We start from the raw sequence: 17,234 nt of genomic DNA on the forward strand, positions 1-17,234 counted from the left end.
TAATCTTCACAAGAACCGACATCCGGCCGCCGGCTGCGCGGCTCGTCCGTTGCGCCGTGCAGGGCCGCGCCTGTCACGAGAGGGCCAGCTTTCTCACCGCCCTGCTCCGCCACCACTCGGCCACGACGATGGCGCTCACCACCACCATGCTGCCCAAGGCGCGCGACCAAGTCCACCCCTCGTCAAGAAAGGCCGCCGCGAGCACGACCACGAAAATGGGCTCGAGATTGAACACCATCGCCGAGGTTGGCCCGCCGGCCAGCTCGATCGCTTTGTACATGCACACCGTGGCGATCACGTAGAACACGCAGGTGACGAACACGGGCAGCCAGCCGTTGAGGGAGAGGGATGCGATCCGAAAGCTGCCCGTCGCAAACAGAAAGGCGCCCACCGCCAGCACGGCAGCGCAGGCGATATAAAGCGTAACCGTCACCCCGTCGAAATCTCTCAGCGCCACGCTGTTCCAAAAGACGGATCCGCCAAACCCGACGGCGCTGATGAGCGCCAGCAATATGCCACGTGGGTCCAGGTCTTGTGGTTCGAAGCCGATGGCCATCCCGATGCCCACCAGAGCAGCCAACGGACAAAGCAGCTCGAACGGTGCCGGCCGACGGCGCTGATAGACGCATTCCATGACGGCGGTGAGAAACGGGAACACGAAGATGATCACCACCGCGAGGCTGACGGGGATAAAGGCAAAGGCGCCCAGCAGGCCCAACGTCCCAACCGATAGGCAGAGGCCGCTGCCAAACGCATGGGCGACAGCCTTTCGCGGCAGACGCAGCGGATGGTTCAACAGGGGGAGGAGTATGGCCAGCACCGCCACCAAGGCGATGAACCTGATCAGAACCACCGTCGGCGCACTGAATCCTCGCTCATAGGAGAACGGCACGGAGACGTCGTTGATCGCGAGGGCAAGCGCAGAGACAAAGGCGACAGCAACGCCTAGGCGCGATCGATCCATGACAGCCGCCATACTCATCGGTGGGCATCTCGAATTCAGGCCCGCAAATCCGGTGCTTCCGGGCGCGCGGATGATGAACGTGCGCCTGATACTGCCCATGGGCTCCCGCATAAGGCAACAGAATACCCATGCCGCAGCGGAATATCCGGCTTGATCTGGCCGATGGACGAACCGATGCGGAGGAATTATCTATAATCCATGACGGAGCAGAAGCGCGACACCATCGCCGTGCGGATCAGTCAGGTGCTGGCCGAACGGATCGTTGCCGGCGAGATCGAGCCCGGCGCGCGCTTGCGCCAGGACCATATCGCCGCCGAGTTCGGCACGAGCCATGTGCCGGTGCGCGAGGCGTTCCGGCGGCTCGAAGCACAAGGCCTGGCCGTCAACGAGCCGCGCCGCGGGGTGCGGGTCGCCGCCTTCGACCTGAACGAGGTGAAGGAGGTGGCGGAGATGCGGGCCGCCCTCGAGGTCCTCGCCTTGCGGCACGCTGCGCCCCACCTCACCCCAGCCATCTTGGACGAAGCGGAGGCGATCACCCGCGCCGGTGACAAATCCCACGACGTGCAGTCCTGGGAAGCGGCTAACCGACGGTTCCACAGCCTCATTCTGAAACCCTGCGCGATGCCGCGCCTGCTGCGAACCATAGACGACCTGCATCAGGCGAGCGCCCGCTTCCTCTTTGCCGGCTGGCGCTCCGAGTGGGAAGCGCGCACCGACCACGATCATCTTGCGATTCTCGCCGCGCTGCGCCGGGGCCAAACCGACCAGGCCTGCCAAGTTCTTGCGCAGCATGTGCAGTGGATCGGGCACAAGCCGGTGAAAACGGCGCGTGGCGCGACCCGCAACGCCTTCGCGATCATCGGCTGAACCGAACCTTCGCCCACGGGTGGCCCTAGAGCCTTTTCGAGCGAAGTGGAGCCCGGTTCGCGTGAAGAAAATGCGACAAAACAAGAAATTAGAGCGAAAAGCGAAAACGCTCTAGCCGGCGCCCCATCGCCAATAACCCGCCTTTCAACAGCCCCTGCCGCGGCGCCGTCGTGGCCGGCTGCAAAAAGGTGCTTGCCTTTCCGGGCTGGTTGTGGACTCGATAATAGATCACAGAGTCAAATTATCTATAATCGTGAGAGAGGAGAATTCATGAGCCACGCTGCCCCCACGCATCCAACCCCGACCTGGAGTCCACTCCGCTTGGATAGCCGCTCGCGTCCCGTTCAGCTGCTGGCGGTGCTCGTCGGAACCATGGCGCTCGCCTTGTCCTCCTATGTGAGCGTGCCCATGGTGCCCGTGCCCATGACAATGCAGACCTATGCCGTCACCCTGATCGGTGCGCTTTATGGCTGGCGCCTCGGCGGCCTCACCGTGCTCGCCTGGCTGGGCGAAGCCGCCCTCGGCCTGCCGGTTCTCTCCGGCGGCGCTGGCGGCATCACCCCGTTCTTCGGCCCCACCGGCGGTTATCTCTTCGCCTTCCCGCTCATGGCCGTCCTCACTGGCTGGCTCGCCGAGCGGGGCTGGAACGGACATCGGGTCGTCCTTGCTTTCTGTGCCATGCTGATGGGCAATGCGCTCTGCCTCGCCCTTGGCGCCGCCTGGCTCGCAAGCTTGATCGGCCTCGCGCCTGCCATTGCCGCCGGTGTCACCCCGTTCATCCTCGGCGGCATCGTCAAATCGGCGCTTGGGGCGGCGACCCTCAAGGCCCTCGCCATGCGCCCGGCCACACGGTGACCATTCGCCTCAGGGCCCATCACCTCCTTTGCCTGCTGACCTATGCAGGCAAAGGCTACAGCCCCGCCTTCGTCGCGAACTATGACGGGATCGCGGAGCGGATTGCGCGCGGCGAGCCCGTCGAGATCGTCTCCGGTCCCGATGATGTCTGCGCGCCGGCGATGAGCGAACCCGAATCCCATTGCCGAGGCGCAAGGGTCATGAAGCGGGACCGTCTCGCGGCAAAGGCGGTGGGCGGTCTTCTTTCGCACCCGATCGCGCCGGGAATGCTCCTGCAGCTCAGCACGATGGACGTCCAGGCCCTGCGCAGCGCGTTCGCCGCAGGGCAGATCCGTTCCGCCTGCCGCGCTTGCCAGTGGCATTCGCTGTGCAGCGGCATCGCGGCCGCCGGCTATGCTGGCTGCCGAATTCCGCCGATCACCTGAACCCGCATCCTACCTCTTGCCTTGACGTAAAGGTAATGCATATTCGACCAGACCGCTTGGAGGAAAAGGGGCAAGAGCCATGCTGGATCAGATCACCCGTCCGGAGCCCGTCGATACGGCCACGGAGCAGCGCGTCCGCGACAGCTTCGGCCGGCAGGGCCTCATGCAGCATCTCGGCGCGACGATCACCGAGGTCAGGCGCGGCTTCGTGCGCATCAGAATGCCCTATCGGCCCGAGCTTACCCAGCAGCATGGCTACTTCCACGCGGGCGGGACCACGGCGATTGCCGACAGCGCTGGTGGCTATGCCGGCCTCTCGGTGTTCCCCGCCGACAGCTCGGTGCTCACCGTGGAGTTCAAGATCAACTTGCTCGCCCCCGCCCAGGGTGACTGTCTGGAGGCCACTGGCAAGGTCGTCAAGGCCGGCCGCACCCTGACGGTGTGCCAGCTGGAGGTTCACGCCCTGTCCGGCGAAAAAAGAGCGCTCATCGCCTTGGGCCAGCAGACGCTGATCTGCCTTGCCGGCCAGCCGGACACGGCACCTGAAAACAGATAGCGCCCGCGGGGGTATGTCCCGCAGGCGCCTTGAATTGCAGCAGCGCGGTGGATGAAACCACCGCGCCTATACAGGACCTTAGAAGTCCATGTCGCCCATGCCGCCGGCACCCGGCATGGCCGGAGCCTTCTCCTTCTTCGGCTTCTCGGCCACCAGCGCTTCGGTGGTCACGATCAGCGAAGCGACCGACGCGGCATCCTGGAGAGCGGTACGCACCACCTTCACCGGGTCGATCACGCCCGCCTTGACCAGATCCTCGTATTGACCGGTCGCGGCGTTGAAGCCCCAGTTGTAGTCGTTCTTCTCCAGCAGCTTGCCGATCACCAGCGAGCCGTCGTCGCCGGCATTCTGGATGATCTGGCGGGCCGGGAACTCGATCGCGCGGCGCACGATGTCGACGCCCGCCTTCTGGTCCGGGTTCTCCGGCTTCAGGTTCTCCAGAGCCTTGCGGGCCCGCAGCAGCGCCACGCCGCCGCCCGGCAGGATGCCCTCCTCGACCGCCGCGCGGGTCGCATGCAGTGCGTCGTCCACGCGGTCCTTCTTCTCCTTCACCTCGACCTCGGTTGCGCCGCCGACCCGGATCACCGCCACGCCACCGGCGAGCTTCGCCAGCCGCTCCTGCAGCTTCTCGCGGTCATAGTCGGAGGTGGTCTCCTCGATCTGCGCCTTGATCTGTGCAACGCGGCCCTGGATCTCGTCCTTGGAGCCGGCGCCGTCGATGATCGTGGTGTTCTCCTTCTCGATCACCACCTTCTTGGCGCGGCCGAGCATCTCGATGGTGACATTCTCCAACTTGATGCCGAGATCTTCGGAGATCGCCGTGCCGCCGGTCAGGATGGCGATGTCCTGCAGCATGGCCTTGCGCCGGTCACCGAAGCCTGGCGCCTTCACCGCCGCCACCTTCAGGCCGCCGCGCAGCTTGTTGACCACCAGGGTGGCCAGCGCCTCGCCTTCCACGTCCTCGGCGATCACCAGCAGCGGACGGCCGGTCTGTACCACCGCCTCGAGCAGCGGCAGCATGGCCTGCAGGCCCGACAGCTTCTTCTCGTGGATCAGGATGTAGGGATCATCCAGTTCCACCCGCATCTTCTCGGCATTGGTGACGAAATAGGGCGAGATGAAGCCGCGGTCGAACTGCATGCCCTCGACCACTTCGAGCTCGGTGTCGAGAGACTTGGCCTCCTCGACCGTGATCACGCCCTCGTTGCCGACCTTCTGCATCGCCTCGGCGAGGAAGCGGCCGATCTCGGTGTCGCCATTGGCGGAGATGGTGCCGACCTGGGCGATCTCCTCGTTGGAGGTCACCGTCTTGGCATGGCTCTTCAGATCCTCGACCACCGCGGCGACGGCCAGGTCGATGCCGCGCTTGAGGTCCATCGGGTTCATGCCGGCGGTCACCGCCTTGGCGCCTTCCTTGACAATAGCCTGGGCGAGAACGGTCGCGGTCGTGGTGCCGTCGCCGGCCAGGTCATTGGTCTTGGACGCGACCTCGCGCACCATCTGCGCGCCCATGTTCTCGAACTTGTCCTCGAGCTCGATCTCCTTGGCGACGGTTACGCCGTCCTTGGTGATCCGGGGTGCGCCGAACGACTTCTCGAGCACCACGTTGCGGCCCTTCGGGCCGAGGGTCACCTTGACCGCGTTCGCAAGGATGTCGACGCCGCGCAAAATCCTCTCGCGGGCATCCGACGAGAACTTCACGTCCTTGGCAGCCATGGTTGTCTGTCTCCTTCCTTCAGCTCAATTGGGCAAAGCTCTTGGCGGCGCTGTCAGGCGGCCTTCTTCACCGAGCCCGCCGCCTCGATGACGCCGAGTATGTCGCTCTCCTTCATGATGAGGAGATCTTCGCCGTCGATCTTCACCTCGGTGCCGGACCACTTTCCGAACAGGATCCGGTCGCCGACTTTGACGTCGAGCGCGACCAGCTCACCCTTCTCGTTGCGGGCGCCCGGGCCGACGGCGACCACTTCGCCTTCCTGCGGCTTCTCCTTGGCGGTGTCCGGAATGATGATGCCGCCGGGCGTCTTCTGATCGGCCTCGATGCGGCGGACGAGCACACGATCGTGCAGCGGACGGAATTGCATGCAATCCTCCTTGTGCAGAACAGCAATGTCTAAGGGTCTTGGCCGAGTGAGGCGGCCAGCGGGCACGATCGAGGCAGCAGGCGCCTCGACTCCGTTCCCGCGTCTTCTATTTAGCACTCTTTGCGGAAGAGTGCCAGAGTTTTTAGCACTCGTTCTGCCGGAGTGCTAACGATGGACCGTGGAGACCGCGAAGGCCCGGCCGGCCTCACTCTTCCAGCGCTTCGGGCGCAGCCAGCAGCTCGACCAGGGCGGCGACCTTGCCGCTCGGCAGGGGCCTTCCGTCGTTCACCAGCGCCTCGTCGCTGTTCACCCAGGCCCAAGCCTCCGCGAGCTCGCCCGGAGAGGGGTCGATGGCTGCGATCTCGGCCGCGAAGCTGTCATCCACCGGACCGAGCACGGCGGTGATGTCCTGTCTTGTCACTGTCACGCCTGCACCCCTTCTCAGTTGAGAACCACGTAAGAGAGGTGGGGGCCGATCGCGGCATATGCAAAGGGTCAGCGCGATGGGCTGGCGCAGGCGTCGAGCCGGGCGAGCGTGCCATCGAAGTCCGCATCCGCGCCGAACCCGATCAGCACCAGGATGCTGCCGTCCCCAACCGACGAGGCGCCGGGACCGACCGGCACCACGGTCACGCGCGTACCGACCACCTGAACGGCGAGCTGGCGCCCTTGGCTGTCCCGAACGAAGCCTTTGGCCCGGTAAACCGCTGGGGGCAGGCTCTTCAGCACCGCGGCCAAGGCCTCGAGATCCACCGGAGCGGATGAACGCCACGTCCGGCTCACCGGCTGCTCATGCGCATGCGCGTGGTCATGCGCACGGTCGGCTCCAGTCTGTTGCCCTGCAAACAGAAAATCGAACGGCACCCGCGCATCAACGGCGGTGATCACCCGCATGCCCGGCCACTGCCAGCGCTTGCGCCACGCCTCGATCTGGCTGAGCGGCACCAGATCGGCCTTGTTCAGCACCACCAGGTCGGCAGCATCGAGCTGCGTCTCGGCAAGGCCAGGCGCGGCCGTCATGGCTTGGTCGAACCCGGCCAAATCCACCAGCACCACCACGGCGTCGGCCTGCAATCGCCCGGCAAAGCGCGCATAGCGCACCGTGTCCATGATCCGCGCGGGATCCGCCACGCCGCTGGCCTCGATCACCATATGGTCGAAGCTGCCCGGCCTCTCCAGCAGCTCTTCCAGCTGCTCCACCAGACCCTGGTTCAGGCCGCAGCACACGCACCCATTGGCAAGCGAATAAACCCCGCCCTCGCTGGAGGTGATCAGGGCCGCATCGATATTCACCGCGCCGAAGTCATTCACCAGCACCGCGATTTTCAGTCCATGGTCGCCCTGCAGGACGTGGTTCACCAGCGTGGTCTTGCCGGCGCCCAGAAAGCCGCCGATCACCGTCACCGGGATGGCGCTCGGCCTCACCACAGCTTGGGCGCCTCGCCCTGCCATACCGCATCGCTCTCCGCATTCAGCCGGTCATGCACGAGCTCACCGGCGATGAAGGTCAGATCCACCCTGGTCGCATGGATATTGCCCTGCGGTTCGATCGCGAACAGGTCGCGGTCGAGCACGATCACATCTGCAGACTTGCCGATCTCCAGGCTACCCGCCCGATGCTCCATGTCCATGGACCAGGCACCGTTGCGGGTCATGACCCCGATCGCCTGCTCCACCGAGATCGGCTCGCCGAACCGGCCCTCCATCTCGCCCCAAGGATTGGCGCGGGTGACCAGGGTTTCCAGCGCGATCCACGGGTCCAGCGGGCTCACCGGCCAGTCCGTGCCGATCACCGCGACGCCGCCGGCCTCCAGCACGCCCTTCACGTTATAGGCGCGCGACAGCCGCTCCGGCCCATAGCCCGAGCGCGCGCCCGAGACGAAGCGCGAGGGATACCACGACACCGGCGAGAACTCAGCCGTCACCCCCAGCTCGCGGAACCGCCTGAGATTGCTCCCATGCAGGATGGTGCAGTGCGCGCATTGGTGCCGCACGCCGAGCCCACCCGGCCGCCGCCGCGCTTCCGCCACCGCGTCGAGGAAAGTGTCGGAGGCAGCATCCCCCGTGCAATGGGCAATCACCCGGATGCCCTGCCGGTCCATGTCCCACAGCATATCGGCCAGGTGCTCGGGCGTCAGATTGATCTTGCCGGCCCAGCCGCTATTCGCTCCATCCCATGGCGTGATCAGGTAGGACGAGCGTGGCTCCACCGTGCCGTCGAAATGGAACTTCACCGCATTGGCGTTGAGCCGTGCCGATCGGTAATAATGCCGCTCGCCTGTCAGCAGCTCCCAGCGCCGGCGCACCGGGAAGATGTCGTCCTGCCAGCTGATCGCCGCCTCGATGCGCACCGTCAGCTCGCCCGCCGTATCGAGCGCATGCAGGGCCTGCAGCCGGTTCTCGCACACATGCACATATTTGCTCGCCACCACCCCGCGGGCGGACTGGTAGCGGATACCGTCGCGATAGGCCGCCCGCAGTACCGGCACCGGCGTTGGCGGCATGGCGGCGTGGATCAACGCATAGGCGCCGTCGATCAGCAGCCCCGTCGGCTCGCCCGTCACCGGATCGCGCTCGAGATAGCCATTGGTCGGGTCGGGTGTGGCCGCAGTGATGCCGGCGCGCTCGAGCGCCAGGCTGTTCACCATCATGGTGCCCCACATGCGGTCGAGCAGGGCCACCGGCCTGTCCGGCATCACCGTGTCGAGCCACGCCTTGCCCGGCACCAGCCCCGCCTGCCGGAAGGTGTAGCGCACGAAATACTGGCCATAGATCCATTCCCGGTCCGGATGCTTGGCCGCATAGGCAAGCACTGCATCCCGCACCTCGTCCGGCCTCGGGTCCACGATGCCGATGTCGAGATCGTCCGCATAGCGCGGCGCCAAGGCCAGATCCGGATGCGTGTGCATGTCGTAAAGCCCAGGCATGGCGAAACGCCCGCCAAGGTCGATGAGCCGGGTGCCGGCGCCAAGGGCATGGGCGATGTCCCCACGCTCCCCCCGGGCGACGATCCGCCCGCCCGCCACCGCCAGGGCGGAGCACCAGGGAAGGCCCGGGTCGCCCGTATAGATGCGGCCATTCACCAGCGCCAGGTCCGCATAGGCGCTGCGGGGCCTGTGGCTCGGCCTGTGCTCATAAAGCTCGCGCATCTCGCAAACCTCGCGGGCGCCGGTCAGTAGCCGGCCGTCGGCATCCACCATTCCCGGCCGCGCCGGGTCTCCACATATTCGGGCCAGCGCAGGTTGACGGGCGGGTCATAATCGCACAAGGGCGCCAGCCATTGGCTCCCGCCGATGCCGCCGCCCGTGCGCTCCTCGAACTCGCGCTTGGCCGCCAGCCGCCGCTCGTCATTCTGCATCAGCTCCAGAATGGAGAGAGCGATCGTCTTGGCCGCGCAGACGGTCATGGGATCGATCGTTTCCGGGATGCCGCCCAGCGCATTCATCACCCAGTCGGGATAGGCATAGCCCGCGGGCGCTGAAAGCATCGGCCGGGCGATATAGAGCCGCGCCGTCGGCGCATGCCAGCACATCTCCGTATAATCGTCGGACGTGTAGTTGACCTGCGACGGCGGCAGGTCCCGCCGCAGGATGCGCTCCGCCTCCTCCGGCGGCATCAGCCGCTCGCAATCCGGCAGGAACGGCTCCGTCATCGGCTCGAGCCCGAGATTGGCCTGGATCTCCCGGGCGATCGCCTTGGCCTTCTCGCCCCAGCGCGGCGCCCCCACCGCTTCGAGCTTCTTGTAGACCAGATCGGCCATGACGTGATTGGCCAGGCCCGGCCGCGACTTCGAGACCCAGATGCGCTCATACCGGCAATGGGTGAGCTGGGCTGCGGCCGCGGCGAAGCGGTCGAGCATCATCGTCGCCTGCTCGGCCATCTCCACCGTCGGCACGCGAATGATGTACTGGATCTCCGCAATCCGGGCCGGCAGGTTGTCGGCCGTCGCCTGGCCCGCAGTCAGGATCGCCTCGCTGATCGACCAGCCGCCCATATGGGGCAGCATGGAATCCCGCAAGGCCTTGCCGCTGTTATACATCGCGAACAAAGCATCATTCGCGCCAGGCGCGCGCACCGCGCTATGGGCCTGCGGAATGGGCTGCCCTTCCGCGCGTTTGAGCCAGGTCTCCGGCTCATCGCAGATGAAGCGATAGACCATCGCATAGGCCGCGCCGCAATGGGTATCCCAGTTCACCGTGTTGCATAGCGGCAGCATATAGCAGGGGTGAAAGCTGATCATGGCGTCCAGGCCATCGTAATAGCCGCGCGCTGCATGGATCGGCTTCGAGCCGCGCACCTTCTCGGCCGGCTCGCCGAAGAACTTGAGAGTGCCCTTTAACCCCTCGCGCTCCATGGCCGCCTTCGCCGCCAGCACCCCGCCAAAGGCGCTCATGCCCAGGGCCGAATGGGGGTCGGTATGGCCGCCGGCATATTCGGTCAGGCCTTCCCGGGGCCGCCGCACGGTCGCCGCCGCCTGGCAGTTGCCGGGCACCCCGTCATATTCCGCATAGGAGGCGATCACCGGGCCATCGCCATTGCGCCATTCCGCCGCGAAGGCGGTCGGCATGCCGCCTGAACCCTCTTCGACCTCGAAGCCCTCGGCGCGCAGCCGTTCCACATACCAGGCGGCGGACTCGTACTCGCGCCAGGCGGTCTCGCCCTTGTGCCAGATCTCGCTGGTCCAGCGCGACAAAGCGGCCGCGTTCTCGTCCACCCAGCCGCATGCGGTCCGCTCCGCGGATGTCGTGCTCATGCTCGTTCGCTCCCCTGGCAAGCTATGCCCTCAGCTTAGAAGATGAAATTCACTCGTCCAAAGTGATATTTCTTGACCGGTTGATTGAAATCCTTTCACGAGAGGCATCCATGCCTTGGCCCGCGCGCACCCTCCCCTCCATGAGTGCCTTACGCGCCTTCGATGCAGTGGCGCGTCACGGGGCGATCTGGGCCGCCGCCCGCGAGCTCGGCCGCACGCCGAGCGCCATCAGCCACCAGCTGCGCTTCCTCGAAAAGGAGCTCGGAGCGCCCCTATTTGCCCGTGTCGGGAAGGTCATCACCCTGACCCCATTCGGCCGGCGCTATGCAGAGGAAGTGCACCGCGCCCTCAGGCTGATCGCCCGGGCCGCCGACGCGGCCGACGATGTGGAGCTGCGCGGCTCCCTCACCATCAGCTGCACCTCGGGTTTTGCGACCTTCTGGCTCTGCGGCCACCTCAGCGACTTCCGCAGCCTCTATCCCCACGTCAGGCTTCGCATCGTCACGCCACGCCGCCTGGACGACGTGAGCGATCCCGAGGCAGACGTGTTCATCGCCTTCGGCCGCGGCGCCTGGCCGGACCACTGGTCGGAGCTGCTGGCCCGCGTGGAATTCTCGCCCGTCTGCAGCCCCGGCCTGCTCAACGCCCTTACAGCATCTTCGAGCGAAGTGGATACCGGTTCGCGTGAAGAAAATGCGACCAAGCAACAGCTTGGAGCGGATCCACGATTCGGAGAAAAGCGGAAACGTGCTGGCGGCCTGCGCCTGCCCGAAGATCTCGCCCGTCTCACGCTCCTGCACCTTCACGACCACAATGACTGGGCCCTCTGGCTGGGAAAGCTTGGCCTGCCCATGCCGCCGCCCGAGACCGGCATCGTCTTTTCCGACATCTACCTCGCGCAGGCCGCCGCCATTGCCGGACAGGGCATCGCCATGGGCGATGACATCGTCTGCGGCCGCGCGCTGGCCGACGGTTTGCTGGTGCGCCCGTTCGAGCATGCGATCCCCTCGCCCGATGCCTATTATCTGGTCTGCGAGCGGGAACGGCTGGATCAGCCGGCGGTCAGCGCCTTTCGCAGCTGGCTGAGGGCCTGTTTCTCCTGATCTCCATAGAGGCGTCAGGCGCCCGTATACAACAACACATCAGGCTGGTTGGTCCACGAACATCCCGCTCACCACGAAGCGCATATAGGCGTCGATCACATGGTTGGGCGGCTGCACGATCTCGCCGTTGCGCACGCAATAGCGCGCGCTCAGATAATCGCGCGCACCCATCAGGATCTCGGCCATGACATCGATTTCCTCGGGAGACGACGCCTTGAGATGCCCCCGGTGGCGCTCGCGCTCCAGAGCCCGCTTGTAGTTTTCCGATTGCAGCGCGACGTGGCGCCGGAAGCCTTCCGGCGCGTGAATCTCCCCCTCGTGGAGAATCTTGAACAGGTGCGGCGTCTGCTCCAGAAATTCGAAGAAGGCGGTGATCCGCGCATATTCCCGCGCAATCGGGCTGTCTTCCGCCTGATGCACCCGCTTGCGCACATGGGCCAGCAGCTGCACGCTGATCGAGGGCAGCAGCTGATCGAGCAGGTCCTGCCTCGACTGGAAATAGTTGTAGAACGTCCCCTGCGCCACCTGCGCGCGCTGTGTGATCAGTGCCACGGACGTGCCGGCATAGCCGTACTCGCCAACGATCTCGATCGCGGCGGCAAACAAACGGGCCCGCGTCGCCTCGGCCTTTTCGGCCCGGCGGCTGCGCCGGACGCGACCACCAACTGTAAGCTTCGCCTCGCCGGCGGGGTGGGCCATGGCCGATTGCTTCGTTTTCATTGCCCCGCGGAGGCTAGTGGAGCGGCAGAGGCGTGTCAACAAATCTGAATTCTGAGCCATCGTTCATTTTTGTTTACAACGCGGCCGATTCCCCTTAGCGTGAGGGTTTGACGCCGGAATTTGAGATGTGCCGCACCAGCGGACCGCTTCGAGGTTCGTCATCTCAGCCGCACCGGCGCCACAACAACGCGAAGATTGCGCGCCACAATCACAAATGGCCAGGCGGTCTCATGCATCAGATCGCCCGCGGCCTAGGGAGGACATCGATGCTTGCGAGAATGCGCAACCTGGCATTCGCTGCTGCGGCGGGCCTGCTCGCCTTTGCTCCGCTTGCCCATGCGGCCGACACGCTGATCATCTCCACCGGCCTTGGTCAGCCGCACCTGTGGGTGGCTCAGCATATGAACCCCTTTGCCGACGCGATCGAGAAGGGATCCAACGGCGAAATCACGTTCACCCGTTTTTATTCGGGCGAGCTCACGTCCGTCGGCCGTGAGCTGGACGGTCTCACCAGCGGCACCATTGATGTGGCGGCGCCGCTGCTTGCGCCTTATCACGAGGGCCGCTTCCCGCTCTCCGATGTCACCCAGCTGCCGGCCTATGGCACCACCTCGCCGATGGTCACGCGCGCCTTCCAGAAGTTGCTCGATTCCGACGTCAAGCTCAGCAACGGCAAGACGTTCTACGAATACGAGATCGCCGACAAAGGCATCCGTGTCTGGGCTCTGGGCGCCACCGCCCCCTACTCCATCTCGACCACGTCGAAGGTCCTGAAGGAGCCTGAGGACTTCAAGGGCGTGCCGCTGCGCGCCGGCGCCGCCCTCCACACCATCGTGGTTGAGAAGCTTGGCGCCACGCCCGTGACCTTGCCTGGTCCCCAGGCTTACGAGGCGCTCTCCCGCGGCACGATCGAGGGCATCATCATCGCTATTTCCGACTGGCCTTCCTACTCCATCGAGCAGCTGCTCCGCCACACCATCACCGATGTGTCGATCGGCCACTGGGAGAGCTACCTTGCCATCAGCAACGAGGCTTGGGACGGCCTGACCGACGAGCAGAAGAAGCTGTTCGACGAGACGGCGCGCAAGATCGCGCTCCAGAACGCTCAGGTCTGGGAAGACAATGTGGAGGTGGTGAAGAAGAAATCGATGGAGGAATATAACGGCCAGTTCACCCCGATCGGCCAGCTGTCCCCGGCCATGCAGCAGCACGTGGCGAAGGCAGCGGCGGACACTTGGAAGACCTGGATCGAGAAGACCGAGGCCGCCGGCCATCCCGCGCGCGATACCGCCAAGCTCTACGCCCAGTTCATCATCGAGGAAGGCGGCAAGTTGCCGGAAGGCGTGGCCGAATATCTCGGCCTCTAGAGTGATGGCATAGGGGGCGCGGAGCGATCATCTGCCTCTGCGCACCCGCTGCGGCGCCAGGCGAGGTTGAGACCACATCGCCGTAGCTTGTAAGGGGACCGGGTCCATCGATGTCGCAAACCTTGACCATCTGGTTCATCGCATTCTGGTTCCTGGCATTCCTCGTGCTCGGCCAGGCGGTGGCCACCTGTCTGCTCGGTGCCGGCATTGTCGGAATACTCCTCTGGGTCGGCCCCCGCGTCCTCACCGGCATCATCGGCCAGGACATCTTCTACACGGCTTCCACCTACTCCCTCTCGATCATTCCTCTCTACCTGCTCATGGCGCAGATGCTGGTCCGCGGCGGCGTCATCGTCGACCTCTATCGGGTTGGCCATCGGCTGGCCCGCTACCGCCGTTTTCCGCTGGGCGTCGCCACGATCGTCACCGGCGGCCTGTTGGGCGCCGTGTCCGGCTCGGGCTCGGCCAGTGCGGCGGCGCTGGCCTCTCTCGCCGGGCCTGAGCTCGAGCGCGTGGGCTACACCAAGCGGTTCTCGATCGGGCTAGCCGCCATCGCCGGCTCGCTTTCGGCCATCATCCCGCCCAGCCTCATCATGATCATCTACGGCTCTTTGACCCAGACGCCCATCGGGCATCTCTTCATCGGGGCCATCGTGCCGGGGGCGATCTGCATCGTGGTCTATGTGGTCTGCCTGAAGCTGTTCGGGGAAATCCGGCCCGGTGCGGTCGATGGAACCGCCGGGCCGGAGATCGCCGATCCGGCCGCGGCGCGCGGGTCGATGCCCTCGTTTCTTTTTGTGCTGGTTCTGATGTTCGCCGTGTTCGGCGGCATCTATGGGGGCGTTGTCACGGTTGGCGAGGCCGGTGCCCTGGGCGCCTTCGTCGCCACGGTCGGCATGATCTTGATGCGCCGGGTCGACATGCGCGGCATTGCGGAAGCTCTCGCGGAGTCCGTCAAGGTCACGGCGATGCTGATGATGATCGTCATCGGCGCGCAGATCTTTGCCCGCTTCCTGTCCTTCTCCCGCGTGCCGCGGGAATTGCTGGAGGTGGCCGAGCCTCTCCTGGCGCAGCCAAGCGTGCTCATCGCCGTTCTCCTGCTGACGATCTTCGTTGCGGGCATGTTCCTCGAGTCGGCCGCCGTTATCGTGCTGTTCATTCCGATCATCATGCCGATGCTGCAAGCCGCGCAGATCGACCTGCTGTGGTTCGGCGTCATGGCTTCGTTCATGATCTCGATCGGCCTGCTGACGCCGCCGGTCGGGCTGTCGTCCTACGCGGCAGCGACCGCCGGCAAATACCCCGTCGCGGAGGTGTTCAAGCCCTCGACCCTGTTCGCCATCATCGCCGCCATTCTCGTTTCGCTGTGCATGATCCTCGCGCCGGGCATCGTCACCTGGCTGCCGAGCCACATCGGATGAGATTCCATATGAGATTCTGGAAAGCCATCTGGCGTTTCGAGTGGGGCCTGGCCGCCATCGGCGCCGGCATCTGCCTTCTGGCCATGACCCTGATCACCGTGATCAGCGTCTTCGGCCGCTACATCCTGCAAGCCGATCTCATCCCCGGCGCCTACAACATCATCGAGCGTATCATATTCCCGCTGCTGGTTTTTTGGGCCCTGCCCATGGCCCACCGGGAGGGCAGCTTCCCGCGGCTCGACATCTTGGCCAATGCGCTTGCGCCCTGGCCGCGCGCCTTCGTCTCGGCGATCGTGCTGCTGGTCGAGATCGCCGTCTACGCGGTGGTGCTCTGGTATGTCTGTAATTTCGTCTGGAATGGTATCGCCAGCAACCGCACCATGCAGGTCGGCACCGACTTCTGGCCCCTTTGGCCGATCATCATCATGATGCCGCTCGCCTTCGCCCTCATGCTGCTGGAGATGGTCCGGTTGCTCGCGGCAGACATCCGCACCCTGTTCGGCATCTCGGCGGAAAACGAGCCGGCCGCTGCGGAGGCCACCCCGCGCGATGCCTGAAAGTGCCCTCCACCACCCGGGTGAGCAACCCGCGCCGGTGCAGTTCGATCCCTTCGACCTGGAGGGCCTCGGCTGGCGGCTGCGCTCGTTCCTGCGCACGGCTATCGGCAGCGACGTGGAGCTCAGCCCGCTCCACCGCTACACCGTGGGCTTCTCCTGGGTGACCTATGGCTTCTCGGCGAAATGGCATGAGAACGGCAGCGCCATCTCGCGCGATCTCATCCTGCGCGTCGGCCCGCCCAACGGCCTGTTTGGCCCCTACAAGGCCTCGCCCGAGGCGCTGACCCTGCAGGCCCTCGCCAAAAGCGCCGTGCCCGTGCCAGGCCTCTATTGGTATTCCGACGAGAGCAACGTCTTCGGCGCGCCCTTCTTCATCTGCGACCGCGTCGAGGGCGAAGCCCCCATTCCCTGGACGGCTGACGGTGGGCCCGCCTTCGATGAGCAGAGCCGCGCACGCCTCGGCGAGCAGTTCGTGACTGCGCTCGCCGCCCTGCACAATTTCGACTGGCGCGGCACGCCGGCCGCCCATATCGGCGGCGCGACGGACACCAGCAGGACGGCCGCCGCCCAGATCGACTACTGGGAAGGGCTGATGCGGCAATGGTCGCAGCGCCGATACCCGATACTGGAATGGGCGGTTCTCTGGTTCCGTGAGCACGCCCCCGCGGCGCCGCGCATCAGCATCGTGCATGGCGATTACCGCATCGGCAATTTCCTCGAACGTGAGGGCAGCATAACCGCGATCCTCGACTGGGAACTGGTGCACCTGGGCGACCCCATGGAGGATCTCGGGTGGATTTGCCTGCAGGCCTGGCGCGGCCGCGCACCTTACATGTGCCACCTGCTCACCCGCGAAGAGCTGCACCAGCGCTATTCGGCGCTGACCGGCCTGCCCGTTGATCCGGCCGCCGTCGCCTATTGGGAAGCCTTTGGCACCTTCAAGCTTGCGGTCATGCATCTCGGCGCCACCTATTGCTATGAAACCCGCGGCTTCAACGACCTGCGCATGGCGGCGATGGGCATTCAGATCCCGCGCATGCTGCTGCAGGTGGAATCCGCCGTGGAGCGTGCGTCATGAACAACTCCCTCGACAGGCTGATCGCCGGCATTATCGCCACCCTGCGCAATGACGTGATCCCCAATGTCACCGAGCCCTATGCCCGCGGTCAGGCCATCGGTGTCGTCGATGTTCTCGGCAATATTGCCGGGCGGATCGAATGGGCGCGCGCTCCGTTGCTGGCCGCAGTGGAAACCCGCACCGCAGCCATCCGCGCAGCGCGCGCGCTTGTACCGGCTGCCCCTGGCCCAGGCCAGGACGCACCATATGCGTCCTTGTCCGCAGCGGATCTGCTGGCCGAGCGGAATCGGCTGGATGGTGAAATCGCCGATCTGCTCGTCTGGGCGTCCCAGCACCCTGAGCACACCGGCGCCCGCGAGGCGGCTGCAGTGCTGCGCCAGGCCGTCCGCGACGATCTGACGAGGGAAATGAAGATGACGAAAAAACCGCTCTTTGCGGAAATCGCGCGTGGACGCGAACACGCCGAAAGCTGAGCCGCGACGGA

General features: G+C 65.3%; 18 protein-coding genes. 10 read left to right on the forward strand and 8 right to left on the reverse strand.

The genetic code is table 11. The features are described from left to right. Window positions 1-73 precede the first annotated feature (73 nt). On the reverse strand, window positions 74-964 hold the full coding sequence (locus tag E4P09_RS09530) for a DMT family transporter (RefSeq protein ID WP_170984332.1): 891 nt from the start codon (window positions 962-964) through the stop codon (window positions 74-76). A 198-nt stretch (window positions 965-1,162) separates the two neighbouring features. Between E4P09_RS09530 and E4P09_RS09535 the strand changes: the two genes are divergently transcribed. From E4P09_RS09535 to E4P09_RS09550, 4 genes are all read left to right on the forward strand, one after another. Next, window positions 1,163-1,831 carry a GntR family transcriptional regulator gene (locus E4P09_RS09535; RefSeq protein WP_137389392.1) on the forward strand — a complete coding sequence of 223 codons (669 nt, stop codon included), beginning with the start codon at window positions 1,163-1,165 and terminating at the stop codon, window positions 1,829-1,831. A gap of 270 nt (window positions 1,832-2,101) precedes the next feature. Next, the gene (locus E4P09_RS09540; protein ID WP_137389393.1) at window positions 2,102-2,686 is read left to right on the forward strand and encodes a biotin transporter BioY; all 585 of its coding nucleotides are present in this window, start codon (window positions 2,102-2,104) and stop codon (window positions 2,684-2,686) included. After that, on the forward strand, window positions 2,683-3,111 hold the full coding sequence (locus E4P09_RS09545) for a DUF1284 domain-containing protein (protein ID WP_137389394.1): 429 nt from the start codon (window positions 2,683-2,685) through the stop codon (window positions 3,109-3,111). The genes E4P09_RS09540 and E4P09_RS09545 overlap by 4 nt, the downstream gene beginning before the upstream one ends. 79 nt (window positions 3,112-3,190) lie before the next feature. Continuing rightward, window positions 3,191-3,667 (forward strand): PaaI family thioesterase, encoded by a 477-nt coding sequence (locus E4P09_RS09550; RefSeq protein WP_137389395.1) that lies wholly within the window; start codon window positions 3,191-3,193, stop codon window positions 3,665-3,667. A 78-nt stretch (window positions 3,668-3,745) separates the two neighbouring features. On the opposite strand, the gene groL is transcribed toward E4P09_RS09550, so the two are convergent. From groL to E4P09_RS09580, 6 genes are all read right to left on the reverse strand, one after another. Next, entirely contained in the window at window positions 3,746-5,383 is a 1,638-nt protein-coding gene (gene groL / locus E4P09_RS09555) for a chaperonin GroEL (RefSeq protein ID WP_137389396.1), read from the reverse strand. A 53-nt stretch (window positions 5,384-5,436) separates the two neighbouring features. After that, window positions 5,437-5,751 carry a co-chaperone GroES gene (gene groES, locus E4P09_RS09560; protein ID WP_137389397.1) on the reverse strand — a complete coding sequence of 105 codons (315 nt, stop codon included), beginning with the start codon at window positions 5,749-5,751 and terminating at the stop codon, window positions 5,437-5,439. A 205-nt stretch (window positions 5,752-5,956) separates the two neighbouring features. Then, window positions 5,957-6,178, reverse strand: a complete 222-nt coding sequence (locus tag E4P09_RS09565; RefSeq protein ID WP_170984333.1) for a hypothetical protein — start codon at window positions 6,176-6,178, stop codon at window positions 5,957-5,959. A gap of 68 nt (window positions 6,179-6,246) precedes the next feature. Beyond that, window positions 6,247-7,203, reverse strand: a complete 957-nt coding sequence (locus E4P09_RS09570) for a CobW family GTP-binding protein (protein WP_137389398.1) — start codon at window positions 7,201-7,203, stop codon at window positions 6,247-6,249. Then, a complete protein-coding gene (locus E4P09_RS09575; protein WP_239025109.1) occupies window positions 7,173-8,951 on the reverse strand; it encodes an amidohydrolase in 1,779 nt (592 codons plus the stop codon). Before E4P09_RS09575 ends, E4P09_RS09570 begins: the two co-directional genes overlap by 31 nt. Further along, window positions 8,924-10,504, reverse strand: coding sequence for a zinc-binding metallopeptidase family protein (locus E4P09_RS09580; protein ID WP_137389399.1), 1,581 nt, complete (start codon window positions 10,502-10,504; stop codon window positions 8,924-8,926). Before E4P09_RS09580 ends, E4P09_RS09575 begins: the two co-directional genes overlap by 28 nt. Before the next feature lie 110 nt (window positions 10,505-10,614). On the opposite strand from E4P09_RS09580, the gene E4P09_RS09585 reads away from it, so the two are divergent. Next, the gene (locus E4P09_RS09585) at window positions 10,615-11,607 is read left to right on the forward strand and encodes a LysR substrate-binding domain-containing protein (protein ID WP_170984334.1); all 993 of its coding nucleotides are present in this window, start codon (window positions 10,615-10,617) and stop codon (window positions 11,605-11,607) included. Between the two features lie 39 nt (window positions 11,608-11,646). Here E4P09_RS09585 and E4P09_RS09590 read toward each other — a convergent pair whose 3' ends face one another. Further along, window positions 11,647-12,327, reverse strand: coding sequence for a TetR/AcrR family transcriptional regulator (locus E4P09_RS09590; protein WP_205042075.1), 681 nt, complete (start codon window positions 12,325-12,327; stop codon window positions 11,647-11,649). A gap of 266 nt (window positions 12,328-12,593) precedes the next feature. Here E4P09_RS09590 and dctP point away from each other — a divergent pair, with 266 nt between their 5' ends. The 5 genes from dctP to E4P09_RS09615 all read left to right on the forward strand — a co-directional run bounded on the left by dctP (window position 12,594) and on the right by E4P09_RS09615 (window position 17,223). Continuing rightward, on the forward strand, window positions 12,594-13,694 hold the full coding sequence (dctP, locus tag E4P09_RS09595) for a TRAP transporter substrate-binding protein DctP (RefSeq protein ID WP_205042076.1): 1,101 nt from the start codon (window positions 12,594-12,596) through the stop codon (window positions 13,692-13,694). 110 nt (window positions 13,695-13,804) lie between these two features. Continuing rightward, complete coding sequence (locus E4P09_RS09600; RefSeq protein ID WP_137389402.1) at window positions 13,805-15,115, forward strand: TRAP transporter large permease; 1,311 nt, start codon at window positions 13,805-13,807, stop codon at window positions 15,113-15,115. Window positions 15,116-15,123: 8 nt separating this feature from the next. Further along, a complete protein-coding gene (locus E4P09_RS09605) occupies window positions 15,124-15,672 on the forward strand; it encodes a TRAP transporter small permease (RefSeq protein ID WP_137389403.1) in 549 nt (182 codons plus the stop codon). After that, on the forward strand, window positions 15,665-16,750 hold the full coding sequence (locus E4P09_RS09610; RefSeq protein ID WP_137389404.1) for a phosphotransferase family protein: 1,086 nt from the start codon (window positions 15,665-15,667) through the stop codon (window positions 16,748-16,750). The genes E4P09_RS09605 and E4P09_RS09610 overlap by 8 nt, the downstream gene beginning before the upstream one ends. After that, the gene (locus E4P09_RS09615; RefSeq protein WP_137389405.1) at window positions 16,747-17,223 is read left to right on the forward strand and encodes a hypothetical protein; all 477 of its coding nucleotides are present in this window, start codon (window positions 16,747-16,749) and stop codon (window positions 17,221-17,223) included. Before E4P09_RS09610 ends, E4P09_RS09615 begins: the two co-directional genes overlap by 4 nt. The last annotated feature ends 11 nt before the right edge of the window (window positions 17,224-17,234 follow it).

The sequence above is a fragment of the Rhodoligotrophos defluvii genome (assembly GCF_005281615.1).
Lineage (GTDB): Bacteria > Pseudomonadota > Alphaproteobacteria > Rhizobiales > Im1 > Rhodoligotrophos > Rhodoligotrophos defluvii.